Raw genomic sequence first — 17352 nt, forward strand, 5'->3', positions numbered from 1 at the left:
TGTCACGGATGTAAACAGTATGGCTACACAATCGATTTGGGCGCGTTACAGCGCCGACAGGGCTTACGACGAGATGATAGCCGCAGGCGGGAAACCGCGTGAAGCCTGCGCCAGTTTGAGTCAGTACTTACAATCTTTGGGCATGGACGCGATTAAAGGCCGGCTGTCGGCGGCGGAAGCGGCCATCATGGAGATGGGCATCACCTTTACCGTCTATAGCGACGAAGGCAATATCGACCGGGCATGGCCCTTCGATATTATCCCGCGCCTCATCGATTTTCAGGAATGGCAAGCGGTGGAAGCCGGCTTGAAACAACGCCTGAAAGCCTTGAATTGTTTTATAAACGATGTTTATAACCGGCAACAGATTATCAAGGATGGATTAGTGCCGGCCGACCTGATCAACAGCTCCAGCAATTTCCGCAAGGAATGCCTAGGGATGCAACCTAAGTTCGGCAGTTGGGCCAATATCTGCGGCAGCGATCTGGTACGGGCCGGCGACGGCAAGCTTTACGTGCTGGAAGACAATCTGCGGGTGCCGTCCGGCGTGTCTTACATGATCGAAAACCGGGTGATTACCAAACGCATCTTTCCGGAGTTGCTGGAAAATTTGAATATTTTGCCGGTGGACGATTACCCGACCCAATTGTTCGAAATGCTGGCTTCGCTGGCGTCGGGCGCCGACGACACGCCGCAAATCGCCGTATTGACCCCCGGCATTTACAACTCGGCCTATTTCGAACACGCGTTCCTGGCGCAGCAAATGGGCGCTGAATTAGTGGAAGGCGGCGATTTGTTGGTCAAGGATGACGATTGTGTTTACATGCGCACCATTAAGGGACTGGAAAAAGTCGACGTGATCTATCGACGCATAGACGATCTGTTTCTCGATCCGGAAGTGTTTCATAAGGATTCGGTATTGGGCGTAAAAGGCCTGATGCGGGCCTGGAAAGCCGGCAACGTGGCGTTGGCCAATGCACCCGGCGCTGGTGTGGCCGACGACAAGGTGGTGTATGCCTATGTGCCGGAGATGATTCGCTACTATTTAAATGAAGAGCCGATTCTGCCCAACGTGCCGACCTACTTATGCAGCGACCCGGAGCAATGTGCGTATGTGTTGGCGCATTTGCCTGAGTTGGTAGTCAAGCCGGCTAACGAGTCCGGCGGCTACGGCATGCTGGTCGGTCCGCATGCCACGCAAAAGGAGATCAAACAATTCCACAAACTGATTCAAGACAACCCGCGCAATTACATCGCTCAGCCGACACTGGCGTTATCAACTTGTCCGACGCTATGCAGCGATAAACTGGAGCCGCGGCATATCGATTTGCGGCCGTTTATCCTTCAAGGGGAAAACAGCTTCGTGACCGCCGGCGGTCTGACGCGGGTGGCGCTGCGGGCCGGTTCGCTGGTGGTGAATTCCTCGCAGGGCGGCGGCAGTAAAGACACTTGGATTATCAACAGGGAGCAATAAGATGTTATCGCGATCCGCCGAACGCTTGTACTGGATGGCCCGTTATCTGGAGCGCACCGAAAATACCGCCCGCCTGATCAGCGCCACGATGCATTTGATCTACGATCTGCCGTATGGCGTGGAACTGGGCTGGCGCAATCTGCTGAATATTTGCGGCGTCGAAGAGGCGTTTTATCAGCGCTTTAAAAATCCCAGCGAACACAATACCACCCGGTTTTTACTGGCCGACATGAGCAATCCCGGTTCCTTGCTGGCTTCGTTGTCGTTTGCCCGCGAGAATATCCGCACCAGTCGCGAGCTGATGCCCGACGAGGCCTGGCAGCAAGTCAACGAAATGTATTTGTATGCCAACAATAATCTGGACAGCCTGTCCAATCGCCGGGGTAGAGCGCTGTTTTTACAGGAAATCATGGCCGGTTGCCAACGCTTTACCGGCTTCATGTCCGGGGCGATGAGCCGCAGCGACAGCGCCCGCTTTATCTGTATCGGCCGCAATCTGGAACGCGCCGACATGACCAGCCGGATCATGGATTTTGGCACCGTGCTGTTGGCGGAAAATCGCAGCACTAAAATGCGCGAGTACGAAACCATTCTGTGGATCAACGTCTTAAAATCGCTGAGCGCGGTATTGATGTACCGTAAGCATGTCCGCAATCGCATCAAGGGCGAAGATGTATTGAATTATTTGTTAAAAAACCCGGACTTCCCCAGGGCGGTGCTGTATTGCCTGGAGGAGATCACGCACTGCATCAAGCGTTTGCCGAATGCTGTCGAGCTATACCCGTTCCTGGAGCAGCTCGAGCAACAGGTGTTGGCAATAGATATTCAACAAACCACGCCGGAGCAATTGCACCAGGTACTGGATGGTTTACAAGCGAAATTCGATGGTTTACACGGACAGATCGCTGCCATGTGGTTTTTAAAAAATGTCGATGCCTAAAACTTGAACGATGGAAAAGAGCAGGGGAGAGCATCGTTCAAGGTTTCGTCACGCCCGGTAATAATCCCGGAAACGAGCCTTTGCGGATATTGCAGAACAGCAGTTCCGGCAAGCTGACGAAAATGCCTTTCAGGCTTTTGTGCAGATTCTCCCCTTCATCCCAGGGCCAACTGAATAAGCCGTATAGGGCTTGCCCGCCGGCGACCGCCAAATTGAGGCTACCCATTAGCGGTCTGGGCCAGATCTGGTCTTGGGTGAAAAATAAAAACGCGGCGTCCGTATCGTTCCAATGGTAAATACTGGAACTAAGCGGATTGGATTCCTGTAAATCGACCTGCCATTCCGGCGCATGCCGGTAAAGTTCGCGGCGTTGCTGTTCGCGGTAAGGTAAGCGTTCGAAGCTGGTGCCGACCCGATATTCGTCAGCCACGCGCGCATAGGCCAAAAATGGGATGATGTTTAGGCCTTGTTCGTCGATATAACCACCCAGCAAGCGCCGCGACGCTTGCGATGGAGTTTCGAGTGCTTCCCGACCGGCAACCGATGCCAGGGTTTGGTTGATGACTCGAAAAATCTCGGTGACGCAATTGCGGCTTAGCAATTGATAGTCGTACAAATCCAATAACCGGTCCTGGTAAGTATCAATCTGTTCGGCGATTTTTCTTTCATATCGCGCAAGTTCCGCGGTGCTTAAGGGCAAATTGACGAGTTCGGCGGTTGCGGCGCGAGTGGGAGTCGTGGTCAACGGCGGTAGTTTGAGCGGCTGTTGTTTGCCGTCTGTCGGGCGATGCAGTTGTTTTAGGGCCGTGGCGCTCAATTCCAACTCGGCGTAGCCGCGCTCGTCAAGTTCCTCCGCATCGTTCAGTTGGCTGGCGGCGGCGTTAAATACCTGCTGAGTGTATTGCAAAGCGCTGGGCAGGGTGTCGGCGTCAACACTAGCATTTTGCGGTTGATCGGGTATCTGTCGGCTACGATCCAGTACCGTTAAGTATCCCGAGGCGATAGAGTCGTCAAGTGCGTGGAGCCGGGCCATTCCCACCAGCAACGGAAAGCCCCAGTCGGTGCGCCGGCTGCGCATCAGCTTGACCAGATCGTTGAACAGGCATTGCCGAAACTTTGCCAGCTTGCCGAGTTGCGTGGGCTTGAGTTGAAACTCAGGTAGGGCGGCTCGGATTAAGCTTTCGCCGCTTGGCGGCATTGCGGCATGTAATACATCCAGCGCGGCGAGATTGAGTATTTGGTCGCGGTAACGCCGGGCAAAAGATGCGTCCGCGACTTTGAAATTGTCGTCGCTGAGGTCTGTGATGGTAACCGATAGGTCAGGCTTGATCGATCGCAAGATTTGCCAAGTCTGTAGGCGTTTGCCGGCCAGGAAATCCGCGCCGAATTCATTGCCGATAGCCTGCCGCAATTGCATCAATTGCGGGCTCGCGCTACTCGTGCTATAGGCATCGGCAACCGAAGCCGGCGATTCGCCGGCCCGATACTCGCTTAAAAAATAGCCCAGGGCCTTGAGCGGCAAATGCCGGGCCGTACCTGGGTTTTGCAGTCCGGATATTAGCGCTTGGTCATCGTACAGGGCTTGCAGCGCGGCAAACTGCTGGTTTTGAATCAAGAGCCGGCGGGTAAAGGCTCCACGTAAAGCGATGAAAAAGTCTTCGGCAACCTCGATACTGTGGCCGCGAATAGTACGGTTTTCCTGAAAGCCGTAGGCAAACTCAAACGCCGCGAAATCGTCGCGAAACAGGCGCAGCAAGCCGGGCTCGACGTGCTGAAAATGAAAGACCTGCTGGTCGAGTTTAAGCGCGGCATGACCGCCGCTGGCGCTGCCCTCGTTGGCGTTGATGTACAGAAATTCCAAGCGGCGACCGGTATCGGCTTCCGCAATGGATGCCCAAATCGCCAAACTCAGCACCAGAGCCTGTTTTACATATTTCAAGCCAGTTGCCGGCATGGCGAAGGGCGGCTGCCGCCGGGATTATTTTTTCAAGCCTTCTTCGATGGCCTGTTTTTTCACGGGATCTTTTTCGCTCAGGCTCTCGGTAAATGCGGAAATTTGCGGTTTACCGAGTTTGGCTTTGGCCAATCCGCGACCGATGCCCACGTAAGTAATACGGTCGCTTTCCCAATTGGTGATTTCATATTGCTCTGCAATTTCGCTGATATGTCCGCGAAAGCTGTCTAATGTCCCGCTACTCGCTACCACGAATTCCGCGGTATAGTCGGCCACATCGCCTTCGTATTTTTCGTGGCTGTTGCGCGAGGAATCGGACGAACTTGAGGTGAACGGGCTGGAGGCACTGTTGAATAGGCCTTTGGAGCTGTCTGACGAACTTTCGGCACTGGTGGAAAACGAACAGCCGCTGCTTAGCGCAGTTCCCAGAGCGATGGTAGTTACTAAAGTAAAGGTTCTGAATCGGTTCATATGCTTTAGGTGTGTTTGAAAGTAGTGGTTTTTATTTACCCACGCCCGCGGCCTGCAAATCCGCATGATAAGAAGATCTCACCAACGGGGCACTGGCAACCTGTTTAAAGCCTAATTCGCGGGCGATTTCCGCGTAGCGTTGAAATTGGTCGGGATGGATGTATTCCTGCACCGCCAAATGCTCCTTGCTGGGTTGTAAATACTGACCCAAGGTCAGCATGCTCACGCCGTGAGCCAGCAAATCTTTCATCACCTCTACCACTTCCGCTTCGGTTTCGCCTATACCCAGCATCAAGCCGGATTTGGTTGGCACCTCGGGCAGGCGCTGGCCGTGTTGTTGCAGCAGATTTAGCGAGATTTGATAATCGGCGCCGGGGCGGGCTTGTAGATATAGACGCGGCACGGTTTCCAGATTGTGATTGAACACATCGCAAGGCTGTTGTTGCAGAATGTCCAGCGCCGTGTCCATTCGGCCGCGAAAATCCGGCACCAATACTTCGATGGTGGTGTTGGGCGACTCGCTCCGAACTGCCGCGATGCAGGCCGCGAAATGGCTGGCGCCGCCGTCGCGTAAATCGTCGCGGTTTACCGAAGTGATGACCACGTATTTTAAAGCCATCGCGGCGATAGTCGCGGCCAGATTGGTCGGTTCTTCCGCGTCCAAAGGTTGCGGCTTACCGTGGGCGACGTCACAAAACGGGCAGCGGCGCGTGCATAAATCGCCCATGATCATAAAAGTGGCGGTGCCGTGGCTGAAACATTCGCTCAAGTTGGGGCAGGCGGCTTCTTCGCAGACCGTATGCAGGCGGTTTTCGCGTAGCGATTGTTTGATGCGGTTGACTTGATCGCCGGTCGGCAATTTGATGCGGATCCAGTCCGGTTTGCGCAGGATTTGCTCGGGCTTTTCCACCTTCACCGGAATCCGCGATAGCTTGTCGGCATTGCGTTGGTGAGTTTCGGGGGTAGAACGGGAAGGGGCGTTGAGTGTCATATTGCCACCGGGCACGTTGAATTCGATTTTGACTCTCTACCAGCTTGAGTTTTTCCGATCGGAGAAGCCCAAGTTGATAGAGTTTGATTGTTTTACGTTTCTATTGCATTAAGCAACTGATGCACCACCGGCACCGCCAGTTCCTGGGTCTTTATCTTAACCCCCAAGTTGGCGAGTTGCGTCACTTGCAAGCCGGCGTAGCCACAAGGGTTGATGTCCGCAAACGGCGCCAAATCCATATCGTTGTTGACGCTAAGGCCATGGTAACAGCAACCGTGCTTGATACGCAGTCCCAGCGAGGCAATTTTGCGCTCGCTGACGTAGACGCCGGGCGCTTTGGCTTGCGCCTGAGCGGCGATACCATATTGCCGCAAGGTGTCTATCACCGCATTTTCCAGGATGGTGACCATTTGCCGTGGGCCTTTGTTCAGGCGGCGCAAATCGGCCAACAGATAGATCACTAATTGGCCGGGGCCGTGATAGGTCACTTGGCCGCCGCGATCACTTTCGACGATCTCGATAGCGTTGGCTTTCAGCAGATGTTCGCGTTTGCCGTTCAAGCCCAGAGTGTAGACCGGCGGATGCTCGACAATCCAGATTTGATCTGCAGTGTCGCTATCGCGTTCGGCGGTGAATTGCTGCATGTCTCGCCAGACGCCGAGATAGTCTTGCTTCCCCAGATTGCGCAGGACGGTCGTCGCCTTGCTTGGCATCTGTCGGGTTTACAACGCCATCAGCACATCGGGGCAGGCCGTCAAGCCCATGTAGATCGCGTCCAGTTGCTCGCGGCTATGGGCTTCGATCATTACCGTCACCGACAGGTAGTTGCCGCCCTTGCTGGGCCGGGTGGTGACCGCGCCTTCCAGAATGTCCGGGACATGGCGGCGGACGATTTCGACCACGATAGCGTCGAAATCGTCGCGATGCTTGCCCATCACCTTGATCGGGAACTGGCAGGGAAATTCTAGTAAACTTTCGGTTTCGCTCATGTTAGTGACGTTTTGTAAGCTTGCAGTAAGTCGTCCATGCGTTTCCAAATTGGTCCGGGCTTGCCGTTGCCGATGAGCCTGCCGTCCAGTTCGACTACCGGGACGATCTCGCGGATGGAGCTCGTCACCCAAACTTCGCTGGCGTTTTCCAGTGCTTCCAACGCGATTACGTCTTCCCGGAACGGGATATTGTTGGCTGCGGCCAATTCCAAAATCACGTCGCGGGTGATGCCGGGCAGGATTTCGTGGCTTTTCGGCGGCGTGATCAATTCACTATCCAGTACCGCAAACAGATTGCTGGCGGCACCCTCAACCACGTAACCGTTTCGCACCAATATCGCTTCCGCGCCGCCCTGATCGATAGCTTCCTGTCTTAGCAAAATGTTGCCCAGCAAGGTGATGGCTTTGATGTTGCAGCGCTGCCAGCGCGTGTCGTCCAGCGTGACGGCTTTAATGCCGCTGGTACGGCCGGCAAACGGTTTCAGCTCCGAGCTCATCGCAAATATGGTCGGCACCACTTGCTCCGGAAAGCCGTGGTCGCGCTTGGGAGCATAGCCGCGGGTGATTTGGAGATAAACGGATTGGTCTATGTCGTTTTCCAGCAGTGGCCGGAAAATCGCTTCCCAGTCAGTCACGCTATGCGGCAGCGGCAGACGGATACCGTTCAGGCTGTTGTTGAGGCGGGCGATGTGATCTTCCAATCTGAACAGACGGCCCCTGTAGGCCGGAATCACTTCGTAGACGCCGTCGCCGAATAAAAAGCCGCGATCCAGCACCGACACCTTGGCATCGGCCAGCGGCAAATATTCGCCATTCAGATAAACTTGTGCCGTCATTGTTTTTCCAACAGACCGATGGCTGCATCGTACAGGCGGCGGAAAATTCCACCTTCGGCGACGGCGTCCAGTGCCACTAGGGGCTTGGTCAATATGGGCTCGCCCGCCAGGGAGATTTTCAAGTTGCCGACCGTGTCGCCTTTGTTCAGTGGGGCGAATACTCCCTTGTCGATCTCGGTTTCGGCTTTCAGTTCGGTAAAGTGCTTACGCGGGGCGGTGACATACAGGTCCTCCGGTAAACCGACTGCCACTTTCGATACCACGCCTTTTCTGACTCTGGCTTCACTCAGCGGTTTGTTGCCTTCATAGAGGCGGTGGGTCTCGAAAAAGCGGAAGCCGTAATTCAACAGCGATTGGCTCTCGTTGGAGCGAGCAGCGGCGCTGGCGGTGCCCATGACCACCGAGATCAAACGCATGTCTTCGCGTTTGGCCGAAGCGACCATGCAGTAACCCGCATCGTCGGTAAACCCGGTTTTCAAGCCGTCTACCGATGGGTCGCGCCACAGAAGCAGGTTACGGTTCTGCTGGGTAATGCCGTTGTAGGTAAATTCTTTTTGCGAATCCCAGCGATAGTATTCCGGAAATTCCTTGATCACGGCTCTGGCTAAGGTGGCTAAGTCATGCGCCGAGCTATAGTGGTTCGGGCTGGGCAGACCGGTGGCGTTTTCGAAGTTGCTATTGGTCATACCCAGACGGCTGGCCTGTTCGTTCATCATCGTCGCGAAGGTTTGCTCGCTGCCGGCCACATGTTCGGCCAGAGCCACGCTGGCGTCGTTGCCGGATTGAATGACCATGCCTTGCAGTAAGTCTTCCACCACGACTTGTTTATTCACTTCGACGAACATTTTCGAACCGCCGGTTTCCCAGGCGTTCTGGCTGATGGTGACTTTTTCGTCCAGCGTCAGATGGCCGGCTTTCAATTCGCGGAACACCACGTAGGCGGTCATGATCTTGGTCAAACTGGCCGGAGAAACGCGTTTGTCCGGTTCTTTTTCCGCCAAAACCCGGCCGCTGTCGAAGTCCATCAGGAAATAACTGGAGGCCGCCACGCTGGGGGCTGCCGGGGTGAAGATCGGGCTGGCGGCATGCAGCGAGAATGCGGTTAGCAGTAACAGCAACCCGCTGAATAGGCTGATCGTCGTACGGAAAGGTTGGCTCATGGTCGCAATTCAAAAAAGTCGTTCTGGAAGCGGTCATTGTACCACCGAGAGCCGCTGCTTAGAAAAACCCTCGTATTGTACTACGCGGCTTAAGCCAAAAGTCGGAGATTGTTGCAACTGTTTGGAATATCTGGAAAGTTGGCTCAAACGCCAGCATTGCAGATTTTGAATTTGCAGGCGCAATCCTGCAAGGCCATGCAAGCGGTTTGCTCGATGGGGTGCTCCAATAGGGTGGTAATCAGCGCGCGGTCGAATTCGCACAGTTCCGGGTGTTGCTGGGCCAGATCGTGATAAACGCAATTAACGGCTTTGATGGTCGGCTGCGTTTGTTCGGCATCCATTTCGGCGTGATAGCCCAGCGATTGCATCAATTCCACCAGCGCGCTTTGCTTCTGCTCCGGGTTTTTGCCGGCGAATTGCGGAGCCAGCGATTGCGCCAGATTGACGCCCATGCGCCACAGCATTTGCCGCAAAGCGGTTTCGCCCAGCTCAGTTTTCAACTCACCCAATAACAAGTTGCAAAACCAGGGATATTGCTTAGGCAGACGGTTGCGGCCTTGCTCTGTCAGCGTGTAATTGCGTGAAGGCCGTCCGCCGGTGCTATTCAGTGCCGCTTCCTGAACCAACTGATCTTTTTCCAAGCCGGTGAGATGCTGTTTCACCGCATTTCTGGAAATCTCCAATTGCGCGGCCAGCTCGTCGATACTCATGCCGGCCGCGTTGGACAACAATAATTTTAGGATTTGCTCTTGGCGCGAGCCGGTAAGTTTGACCATGTGTATGTCGGGTGGTCGGAAATAAGGGATGCCGCATTCTACGCCGGATCAACTAACAGGCAAAGCACGATAAAGCTATATTTGCCATATAAATAACTTTTATAATAAAAATATTGCAAAAGTAGTTTTTTTCGCTTACTCTGCGCTCGGCTTTGAACGGCCGCATTTTTTAATTTGCAACGAAAGGCAGACCATCATGAGCGAAACCACGGCAACTCTATACGAACAACTGGGCGGCGAAGCGGCTGTTAACGCCGCCGTCGATATTTTTTATCGCAAAGTCTTGAGCGATCATCGCATCAACCGCTTTTTCGATAACACCGATATGGATAAACAGGCGGCCAAACAAAAATCGTTTTTAACCATGGCCTTCGGCGGTCCCAATAACTACTCGGGCGCCGATATGCGTCAGGCCCATGCCCATCTGGTAAAAAAACTGGGACTGGACGATACCCATTTCGATGCGGTCGTGGAAAATCTGGCAGCTACCTTAGAAGAATTGAACGTGCCGCGGGAATTGATTAATCAAGTTGCGGCTATTGCCGAAAGCACGCGTAACGACGTGTTGGACCGCTAGGCGCTGGAGTAGGGGATGAGCTTGCATAAACTCAGCGTGAACGACCGCGAAATTCTTTGCGAGTCTGGCGAAACCGTGTTGGAAGCCTGTCTGCGCGAAAACATCGACATCCCCTACGGCTGTCGGCAGGGCGCCTGTCAAAGCTGCATGGTGCGCAGCTTGCAGGGCCCGCCGCCGCTGGCGGCGCAAGACGGTTTAAAAGACGTGTTGCGCCATCAAAACCATTTCCTGGCATGTCTGTGTTATCCGCAGCAGGATATGGCGATCAGCATTAGTCCGCCTGCCGAATTTTTTACCGAAGCAACGGTGATTGAAAAAAGCTTGCTGAATGCGGAAACGCTGCAACTGACCTTGCAGTGCAAGGAAACCATGGATTATTACGCCGGCCAGTTCGTTAATCTGAAACGCGCCGACGGATTGACCCGCAGTTATTCGATCGCCAACAATCGTTTGCACGCCAACAAACTCAGCTTTCATATCCGTCGTTTGGCCGGCGGCCGCTTCAGCGAATGGGCGCATCAGGAACTGAATGTCGGCGACAAGCTTGAGGTGTCCGATCCGCAAGGACTGTGCTATTACCTGCCCACGAGCCAAGAGAATAATCTGCTGCTGATCGGCACCGGTAGCGGCCTGGCGCCCTTGGCCGGGATTGTCAGCGAAGCTTTGCATCACGGGCATAAGGGGGCGATCCATCTGTTTCATGGCAGCCGAGAGATGGACGGTTTGTATTGGATAGCGGAAATGCAGGCACTTGCCGCCCAGTTCCCTAACTTTCACTATACGCCGTGTATATCGCGTGGGGATGCGCCGGACGGCGTGGCCAAGGGCCGAGCCAACGACGTGGCGATGACCCTGTTGCCCAGTTTGAAAGGCTGGCGGCTGTATCTATGCGGCCATCCTGATATGGTCCATCAAACCAAACGCCAGGCGTTTTTGCATGGTGCGGCCTTGCAGGATATCCATGCCGATGCGTTTCATGTGGCGTCGGCAACACTGGATTGAGGGGGACGCGGGTAAACCTTTTGCCGCTCCAGTGTCGCTAGGGCGCGGATCTGCGTCAGCACCTGCTGCAAAACCGGCGCATCGTTATCGCGCTGCGACACCATATACGCCGGTAATTTGAACTGCGGACTGTCGGCGACCGGAAACAGTGTGCCGGCTTGCAGCAGCGGTTCGGCCAGACGCACCGGCAGGAAACTGGAGCCACGGCCCTGCGCCAGAATCAACTGTACCGCCATCCAGCCGATATTGACCACCTGTGCCGGCCGTTCCAGATTGGGGTAGCTGTTGCTGTGCTGGGCGTAAAATCCCGGCGCCCAATCGACATAAATGTAATCGTCGTTCGGCCAGGGTTGCTTGGGGTCGGTGGTCAACAGCACCAATGTCTCGTCGAACAAATGTTCGATTTGCAGGCCGGGGCTGTGCTGGGGCGTGTACATCAAGCCGATGTCCAATGCGCCCGCCACCAGGCTGCGCATCAAGTCGTCTTCAAAGCCGATGTCGCTACGGATGGAAATATCCGGCATAGCCTGCCGAATCTCGCCGATCCATTCCGGTAACAAGGTTTCGCACAAGGCAATCCGCGCACCGATGCTGATGCTGCCGCGAAACCGGCTGGGCAGGCCTATATCGTGCCGGGCTTGTTCAAGTGTTAATAGCAAGGATTTGGCATGCCGTAAAAAGCGCCTGCCCGGTAAAGTCAAGGTCGCGCCGGAGCGGTTGCGGACGAACAGCGTCACACCCAAATACGCTTCCAGGCGCTGAATACGGGTGCTGACAGTGGATTGCGTCACATATAGGCGATTGGCGGCTTCCAGAAAACTGCCGTTGGCCGCGACGCTTAAAAAGGTTCGGATTTGCTCGATGTCCATGGTTTTAATATTGCATTTGTCGATATTAAAGTCCAATAAATATCGCTTGTCTTATGTCAAAGCGGTTTTTATAGTGCCCGTCTAGTAATGTATCGATTCGATGGCATTCATTGGCCCGGAGGAAATCATGAAAACTTCAAGATGTTTGTTTACCAGACTATTTGCCGACCACAAAAAAGTCCTGCTGGGCTTGGCTTTACCGTGTTTGTTGGCGGCCTGCGCAGCGCCAAGTATTAAGCCTGCCGCGTCGCAAATCGACCGGTTGCACAGTTTTTTGATTGTGCCGGTGCAAGCGCCGCCTCTGGAAGTGATACCTGATTTGATCGAGCGCCGCGATCCGGCTTACCGGCATGCCCAAAACATGGCCATGGGTTTTGCCCTACCCACCGAGCTATATCAAACCGCCGGCGGCATCGTCATCGCGGGGATGGTCAGCGACAGTCAAGCGGCTGATGTGGATGCGCTTACCAAGGCGCCTCCAACGGCCTCAGGTGCCGCCGAGAATGCCGAATTGGTTTGGACCCCGGCCAAGGCTGCAGCGCAGAAATTGCGCGGTTTATTGGCGGCGGAAAATCGCAAAGGAGAATTGAGTAGCGACTATTATCAGCTGCCTGCGGCGGGCGATGCCAGTTTGCAGCATTGGCATCAGGCTATCCAAGCGTGGTACAGCCAAAATACCACGCCAATCGATTATGCGGCTAAGGGCAGTTACGATGCGGTGATAGAGGTCGGTATCGGCAGATATCGAATCTTCGAAGGGCAAACGTCTTTGCAGCTATTGATCAAGCTCATCGATCCGGTGTCGCGCAACGTCATCGCCCGCACGCTTTCCGAGAGTTTCAGAGTTGACGATCAGGCGCTCGCCTCCCTGGATAACGGCGGCGAAGCGTTTAAGCAGTTGATCAGCGATATGGCGGTGCCGCTGTTGCGGCAAAGTTTGGGTGACATCGGTCTGCGCATATCGCCTCAAGCCAATGAGTCTTAGCCTGCCGGCAGAGCCAATAAGCGGATGAGCGTGGTCTATCAAAAACGTCTGCGCGGCTGGCGTTTTACGTTATTTAATTGCTGTCTGGGGTTTGGGCATGCACTGGTGATTTTCAATGCCGGCGCTTACATTGCCATGCTGCCCAGAGTGGCCGGCGGCTTGGGCGTGCCGCCCAGCTTTGCGACCTGGACCCAGACCGATTACATGATAGCGCTGGCGCTGGCGTTTCCGGTGGGCGGCTGGTTGGCGCGGCGCTTCGGCGAATATCGGCCCTTCGTCGCGGCCTTCCTGGCTTTTACCTTAGCCTCTTTCATATGCGCTTATTGCACTGCCTTTTATAGCTATCTGGCCGGCCGTATCCTATTGGGATTTGCCGGTGGTTTGACGCTGCCCTTGGGCCAGGCCTTGCTGCTCAAGGAATATCCCGACAGATGTAAATCGCTCGGCATCGGGGTTTGGAGCATATTTACTTTGACGCCGTTCACCTTCGGACCGCCCCTGGGTGGCTGGATAGCCGATAACCTGGGCTGGCGTTGGTTGTTTTGGCTCAACATTCCGGCGGCGTTGGCGATTGCCGGCATCGTCGGCGCGCTGCTGTATCGGCGCGGTCACCGACTATCCTGGCAGCGCTTCGATAGCGTCGGATTTATCTTGTCGGCGATGCTGGTGTTTGGTTTACAGACTTTGTTGAATCAAGGCAACGATTGGGACTGGACCAATTCGGCCTATATCGATGGCTTAATCGCGTTTATCGGCGCCACCTTGATTTGCTGGGTGGTGTGGGAATTGAACGTGCGCCGGCCATTTCTGGATATTCGCTTGTTTGCCCATCGCAATTTTGCTATCGGCGTATTTATTCTATTCACCGGTTTTCTGTGTTTTCAAGGCTTGTTGTCCTTATTAATCGTGCAGTTACAACTGGCGTTCGGTTACTCATCCTGGGAAGCCGGTTTGGTATTTCTGCCGATGGCCATCTTCGCCAAGCCGATGGCTAGCGTCTTTCACGAGATCGTCAAACGCTGCGATGCTCGGCTGTTGGCCAGCGCCAATTTGCTGGGGTTTGCCGCCACCTATTTCTGGTTGAGCGGCTTCGACGATCCGGACGCGTTTGCGCAATTGTTTTGGCCGAAATTGTTGGAAGGCGCCTGCCTGGGTAGCTTTTTCGTACCCATGACCGCGTTGCTGCTACATGGCCTGCCGGCCGAGCGGCAATGGCGGGCGCTGGAGCTGGCCAATCTGTTGCGGATAGCCGCTGGGGCAATCGGCATCGCCGTGCAAGGCATTGTGTTGTACCGGCGGGTACCGCAGCATTTGACGCGCTTTGCCGAAAATCATGGCGCGTTCGAACTGACCGATCATCCTGCGCTGGCCGCACTGAATTCGTTGGGGTTCGTCGAGCCGGCGGCTTTGGCCAAATATGCCAAGCTGGCCGGCCGCGATGCGGTGCTGCACGGTATGAACGATGCGTTCTGGATGGCCGGTTGCCTGTTTGTCGGCATGGCGGCGCTGGTCTGGTTTGCGCATCCGACCCGCACGCCGGTTAAAGTCAGTGCCGAGCAGGAGTTGCGGCGGGAAACTCAGGAATTGCTCGCGGAGGAAGCCTGATGTCTGCTCGCCGACTGATTGCGCTGGCTTTGGTCGTGGACTTTTCGGCGGGCTGCGCCCGGTTCGGCGACGAAGAGGGTACACGCGCCAGTCTGTTGCCGATGCCCGATATGACAAACAGCGTCGCTGCCGCACGTGGCAGTTTCGCAAGTAGCGATGCTTGGCCGTCACAGACCTGGTGGAAGGGGTTCGCCAGCCCGGAATTGCAGCGCTTGATAACCACCGCGCTGGCCGACAATCCCGATTTCAAGGTCACCGCAGCAAGGTTGCGGCAATCACAGGCGATGGTCGATGCGCAGGCGGCCGAGCTGTACCCGACGGTCGATGCCAATGTCAGTTTCTCGGCGCAACGCTTCTCGGCGAACAGCGTGCAAGCCAAGCTGGCCGGGGAAAACTTTCGGCAAATGCTGATCAATCCCTTGATCTTGCGTTACCACCTGGATTTTTGGGGACGCGATGAAGCGGCCTTGCAAGGCGCGGTCGGCCGCTCGCTGGCGGTCGCGGCGGAACTGGCCGACGCTCGGCTATTGTTGGCGGCTAGCGTGGCCAAGGCTTATTTCGAGTTGCTGGCAGCCAGCGAAAAACAGGACATCGCCGAACGTATCGTCACCGAGCGCCAAGCGTTGTTGAGGTTCGAACAAACGCGTCTGACGACCGGTTTGGCCACCGACGCGCCACTATTGCAAGCCCGAATCGCCTTCGCTAATGCCGAGCAAGGTTTGGCTGTGGCGCGCGCCGACGTCGAGTTAAATAAAAACCTGTTAGCAGCGCTGGCCGGGAAGGGGGCGGATTGGGGGGCTGGCATCGTCATCGAACCAGGTCAGGTTGACCAGACGTTAACACTGCCGGTTGATTTGCCTTTGCATTTGTTGGCGCATCGTCCCGATGTCAGCGCGGCACGTTTGCATGCCGAGGCGGCGGCCGAGGAAATCAAGGTGGCCGAGACAGCGTTTTATCCGGACGTCAATCTGGTGGCCTTCACTGGTCTGCATAGCGTCAGCTTGAGCGATGTGTTGTTGCAAGGTTCCAGCTTGGCTTATGCGGTCGGGCCGTCCATAGAGCTTCCGATTTTCGAGGGCGGCCGCTTGCGCGCTAATCTGGAATATCAGCAATCTGCTTATGACGCCGCGGTCGAGCGCTATAACCGCAGCTTGGTGCATGCGGTGCAGGAAGTAGCTGATGCGCTGAGCCGCTGGCGTGAGCTTGATGCAAGATTGGTGGCACAGCGGCAAAGTCTGGCCGACGCATTAGCCGCTGAACAGCTAGCCGACAGCTTACATCGCCACGGCTTGTCGGATCGGGCCCCGCCGAGTCTGGCCAAGCTGGATGTCTATCAGCAGCAGTTTCGCTTGGCCGTTCTGGTTGGCGAACAGCACAAAGTTCGGATCAATATCATCAAGGCGCTGGGCGGCGGCTACAGCGACGCTAAACCCGCAAAGCAATGACTTCAAGCATGCAAAAAAAAATTCGTCCCCGGGAAATTCTGCGCCAACGCCGGCGCCGTTTGCAAGGCGTCACCTTGGCCTTGTTACTGGCCGGCTTGGCTTATCTGGGGTATTGGTGGCTGGTGCATCGCGACTGGATTGCCACCGACGACGCTTTCGTGGCCGGGCATTTGATTACGCTGAAAACGCAAACCGACGGTACGGTGGTGGAAGTGCTGGCCGAAAACACGCTATGCGTCGAAAAAGGCCAGCTATTGGTGCGGTTGGATGGTGTGCATGCCGGTATTGCCTTGCAGCAGACGCAAGCCAAATTGGCGGAAGCGGTGCGGAATATTGTCAGTTTGCGAGCCAAATCCGAGACCTTGAAGCAGCGGGTGTCGGTCAAGCAAGCAATACTGGAACAAGTCAATCACGATCTGGTGCGCTTCAACGCGGCGGCCAAAGATGGCGCGGTCTCCGACCAGCAACTGCAAACCGCACAGGACAAAATCCGCGAGCTGGACGCGGCGATTAAAGAAATTCGCGCCGAACAAAGCGGCGTCGATGCGCAATTGCTGGATTCCGGTATCGATAATCATCCCGCCGTGGAAAAAGCCAAGAGCAGGCTGCGCCAGGATTTTCTGGACTATCAGCGCCGAAATCTGCGGGCGCCGGTGTCGGGTTGCGTGGCCAAACGCAAGGTACAAGTTGGCGACACTCTGAAAGCCGGCGCGCCGTTGTTGGCTATAGTGCCGCTGGACGATCTGTGGATAGAAGCCAACTTTCTGGAAAGCCAGATCGCCCGGGTCAGGCCGGGGCAGGCGGCGGAAATTCGCGTGGCGGCGTATGGTGACGACCGGGTTTATCACGGCCGGGTACAGGGCATTAATCCGGGCACCGGCAGTATCTTTGCGCTATTGCCGACCGATAATGCCACGGGTAATTTCATTCATATTGCAGAGCGCATGCAGGTGCGGGTCGCGCTGGATGCCGCGGAACTCAGGGCCAATCCCCTGCAGCCCGGCCTCTCCACCTTAACCCGTATCAATATTGCGAACACAGACGGTCCGGTATCGGCACCCCCTGTGGCGCTGAACGGCGAGGCTTATCGCACCGACGTTTACGACCGGGAATTGGACGGCGCCGAACAGTTGATCGAGAGTATCGTGTTGACCAATCGGCCGCGCTAAGGTAGCTTTTTCCAGGAGGCGAACTGTGAATTTCCACAAAATTACTGCAATAAAACGCCGCGCCGTGTATCTTTGCCTTCCGGTAAACATGACCGAAACCCATAAATCA

General features: G+C 55.5%; 17 protein-coding genes. 8 read left to right on the forward strand and 9 right to left on the reverse strand.

Annotated features, from left to right (window positions below; all coding sequences use genetic code 11):
• Positions 1 to 19: 19 nt before the first annotated feature.
• Positions 20 to 1474, forward strand: coding sequence for a circularly permuted type 2 ATP-grasp protein (locus ACH50O_RS00755; RefSeq protein ID WP_446810161.1), 1455 nt, complete (start codon positions 20 to 22; stop codon positions 1472 to 1474).
• Position 1475: 1 nt separating this feature from the next.
• Entirely contained in the window at positions 1476 to 2414 is a 939-nt protein-coding gene (locus ACH50O_RS00760) for an alpha-E domain-containing protein (protein ID WP_446810162.1), read from the forward strand.
• Between the two features lie 37 nt (positions 2415 to 2451).
• Here ACH50O_RS00760 and ACH50O_RS00765 read toward each other — a convergent pair whose 3' ends face one another.
• The 8 genes from ACH50O_RS00765 to ACH50O_RS00800 all read right to left on the reverse strand — a co-directional run bounded on the left by ACH50O_RS00765 (position 2452) and on the right by ACH50O_RS00800 (position 9591).
• On the reverse strand, positions 2452 to 4353 hold the full coding sequence (locus ACH50O_RS00765) for a hypothetical protein (RefSeq protein WP_446810163.1): 1902 nt from the start codon (positions 4351 to 4353) through the stop codon (positions 2452 to 2454).
• A 39-nt stretch (positions 4354 to 4392) separates the two neighbouring features.
• Positions 4393 to 4839: a putative lipoprotein gene (locus ACH50O_RS00770; RefSeq protein WP_446810164.1), complete on the reverse strand. Its 447-nt coding sequence runs from the start codon at positions 4837 to 4839 to the stop codon at positions 4393 to 4395.
• 31 nt (positions 4840 to 4870) lie between these two features.
• Entirely contained in the window at positions 4871 to 5830 is a 960-nt protein-coding gene (gene lipA / locus ACH50O_RS00775; RefSeq protein ID WP_446810165.1) for a lipoyl synthase, read from the reverse strand.
• 92 nt (positions 5831 to 5922) lie between these two features.
• Positions 5923 to 6543, reverse strand: coding sequence for a lipoyl(octanoyl) transferase LipB (gene lipB, locus ACH50O_RS00780; protein ID WP_446810166.1), 621 nt, complete (start codon positions 6541 to 6543; stop codon positions 5923 to 5925).
• 9 nt (positions 6544 to 6552) lie between these two features.
• The gene (locus ACH50O_RS00785; RefSeq protein ID WP_064036031.1) at positions 6553 to 6819 is read right to left on the reverse strand and encodes a YbeD family protein; all 267 of its coding nucleotides are present in this window, start codon (positions 6817 to 6819) and stop codon (positions 6553 to 6555) included.
• Positions 6816 to 7655: a D-amino acid aminotransferase gene (locus tag ACH50O_RS00790; protein WP_446810167.1), complete on the reverse strand. Its 840-nt coding sequence runs from the start codon at positions 7653 to 7655 to the stop codon at positions 6816 to 6818. Before ACH50O_RS00790 ends, ACH50O_RS00785 begins: the two co-directional genes overlap by 4 nt.
• Complete coding sequence (locus ACH50O_RS00795) at positions 7652 to 8815, reverse strand: D-alanyl-D-alanine carboxypeptidase family protein (protein ID WP_446810168.1); 1164 nt, start codon at positions 8813 to 8815, stop codon at positions 7652 to 7654. Before ACH50O_RS00795 ends, ACH50O_RS00790 begins: the two co-directional genes overlap by 4 nt.
• A gap of 143 nt (positions 8816 to 8958) precedes the next feature.
• Positions 8959 to 9591, reverse strand: a complete 633-nt coding sequence (locus tag ACH50O_RS00800) for a helix-turn-helix transcriptional regulator (protein ID WP_446810169.1) — start codon at positions 9589 to 9591, stop codon at positions 8959 to 8961.
• 196 nt (positions 9592 to 9787) lie between these two features.
• On the opposite strand from ACH50O_RS00800, the gene ACH50O_RS00805 reads away from it, so the two are divergent.
• Together ACH50O_RS00805 and ACH50O_RS00810 are read left to right on the forward strand one after the other, a co-directional pair.
• On the forward strand, positions 9788 to 10168 hold the full coding sequence (locus ACH50O_RS00805; protein WP_446810170.1) for a group I truncated hemoglobin: 381 nt from the start codon (positions 9788 to 9790) through the stop codon (positions 10166 to 10168).
• Between the two features lie 15 nt (positions 10169 to 10183).
• Positions 10184 to 11170, forward strand: a complete 987-nt coding sequence (locus ACH50O_RS00810; protein WP_446810171.1) for a 2Fe-2S iron-sulfur cluster-binding protein — start codon at positions 10184 to 10186, stop codon at positions 11168 to 11170.
• Here ACH50O_RS00810 and ACH50O_RS00815 read toward each other — a convergent pair.
• A complete protein-coding gene (locus ACH50O_RS00815) occupies positions 11143 to 12075 on the reverse strand; it encodes a LysR family transcriptional regulator (RefSeq protein ID WP_446810172.1) in 933 nt (310 codons plus the stop codon). The genes ACH50O_RS00810 and ACH50O_RS00815 overlap by 28 nt on opposite strands.
• A 91-nt stretch (positions 12076 to 12166) precedes the next feature.
• Between ACH50O_RS00815 and ACH50O_RS00820 the strand changes: the two genes are divergently transcribed.
• The 4 genes from ACH50O_RS00820 to ACH50O_RS00835 are packed head-to-tail and all read left to right on the forward strand — an operon-like array spanning position 12167 to position 17243.
• Positions 12167 to 13024, forward strand: coding sequence for a hypothetical protein (locus tag ACH50O_RS00820; protein WP_446810173.1), 858 nt, complete (start codon positions 12167 to 12169; stop codon positions 13022 to 13024).
• A 24-nt stretch (positions 13025 to 13048) separates the two neighbouring features.
• On the forward strand, positions 13049 to 14629 hold the full coding sequence (locus ACH50O_RS00825; RefSeq protein WP_446810174.1) for a DHA2 family efflux MFS transporter permease subunit: 1581 nt from the start codon (positions 13049 to 13051) through the stop codon (positions 14627 to 14629).
• A complete protein-coding gene (locus ACH50O_RS00830) occupies positions 14629 to 16074 on the forward strand; it encodes an efflux transporter outer membrane subunit (protein WP_446810175.1) in 1446 nt (481 codons plus the stop codon). Before ACH50O_RS00825 ends, ACH50O_RS00830 begins: the two co-directional genes overlap by 1 nt.
• Positions 16075 to 16082: 8 nt before the next feature.
• Entirely contained in the window at positions 16083 to 17243 is a 1161-nt protein-coding gene (locus ACH50O_RS00835; protein ID WP_446810176.1) for an efflux RND transporter periplasmic adaptor subunit, read from the forward strand.
• The last annotated feature ends 109 nt before the right edge of the window (positions 17244 to 17352 follow it).

Source organism: Methylomonas sp. 2BW1-5-20, assembly GCF_052474515.1.

Coding starts and splice junctions, on each gene's coding strand:
- ACH50O_RS00755 (WP_446810161.1), top strand. CDS start 20: ATGGCTACACAATCGATTTGGGCGCGTTACAGCGCCGACAGGGCTTAC.
- ACH50O_RS00760 (WP_446810162.1), top strand. CDS start 1,476: ATGTTATCGCGATCCGCCGAACGCTTGTACTGGATGGCCCGTTATCTG.
- ACH50O_RS00770 (WP_446810164.1), bottom strand. CDS start 4,839: ATGAACCGATTCAGAACCTTTACTTTAGTAACTACCATCGCTCTGGGA.
- lipA (WP_446810165.1), bottom strand. CDS start 5,830: ATGACACTCAACGCCCCTTCCCGTTCTACCCCCGAAACTCACCAACGC.
- lipB (WP_446810166.1), bottom strand. CDS start 6,543: ATGCCAAGCAAGGCGACGACCGTCCTGCGCAATCTGGGGAAGCAAGAC.
- ACH50O_RS00785 (WP_064036031.1), bottom strand. CDS start 6,819: ATGAGCGAAACCGAAAGTTTACTAGAATTTCCCTGCCAGTTCCCGATC.
- ACH50O_RS00790 (WP_446810167.1), bottom strand. CDS start 7,655: ATGACGGCACAAGTTTATCTGAATGGCGAATATTTGCCGCTGGCCGAT.
- ACH50O_RS00795 (WP_446810168.1), bottom strand. CDS start 8,815: ATGAGCCAACCTTTCCGTACGACGATCAGCCTATTCAGCGGGTTGCTG.
- ACH50O_RS00800 (WP_446810169.1), bottom strand. CDS start 9,591: ATGGTCAAACTTACCGGCTCGCGCCAAGAGCAAATCCTAAAATTATTG.
- ACH50O_RS00805 (WP_446810170.1), top strand. CDS start 9,788: ATGAGCGAAACCACGGCAACTCTATACGAACAACTGGGCGGCGAAGCG.
- ACH50O_RS00810 (WP_446810171.1), top strand. CDS start 10,184: ATGAGCTTGCATAAACTCAGCGTGAACGACCGCGAAATTCTTTGCGAG.
- ACH50O_RS00820 (WP_446810173.1), top strand. CDS start 12,167: ATGAAAACTTCAAGATGTTTGTTTACCAGACTATTTGCCGACCACAAA.
- ACH50O_RS00825 (WP_446810174.1), top strand. CDS start 13,049: ATGAGCGTGGTCTATCAAAAACGTCTGCGCGGCTGGCGTTTTACGTTA.
- ACH50O_RS00830 (WP_446810175.1), top strand. CDS start 14,629: ATGTCTGCTCGCCGACTGATTGCGCTGGCTTTGGTCGTGGACTTTTCG.
- ACH50O_RS00835 (WP_446810176.1), top strand. CDS start 16,083: ATGCAAAAAAAAATTCGTCCCCGGGAAATTCTGCGCCAACGCCGGCGC.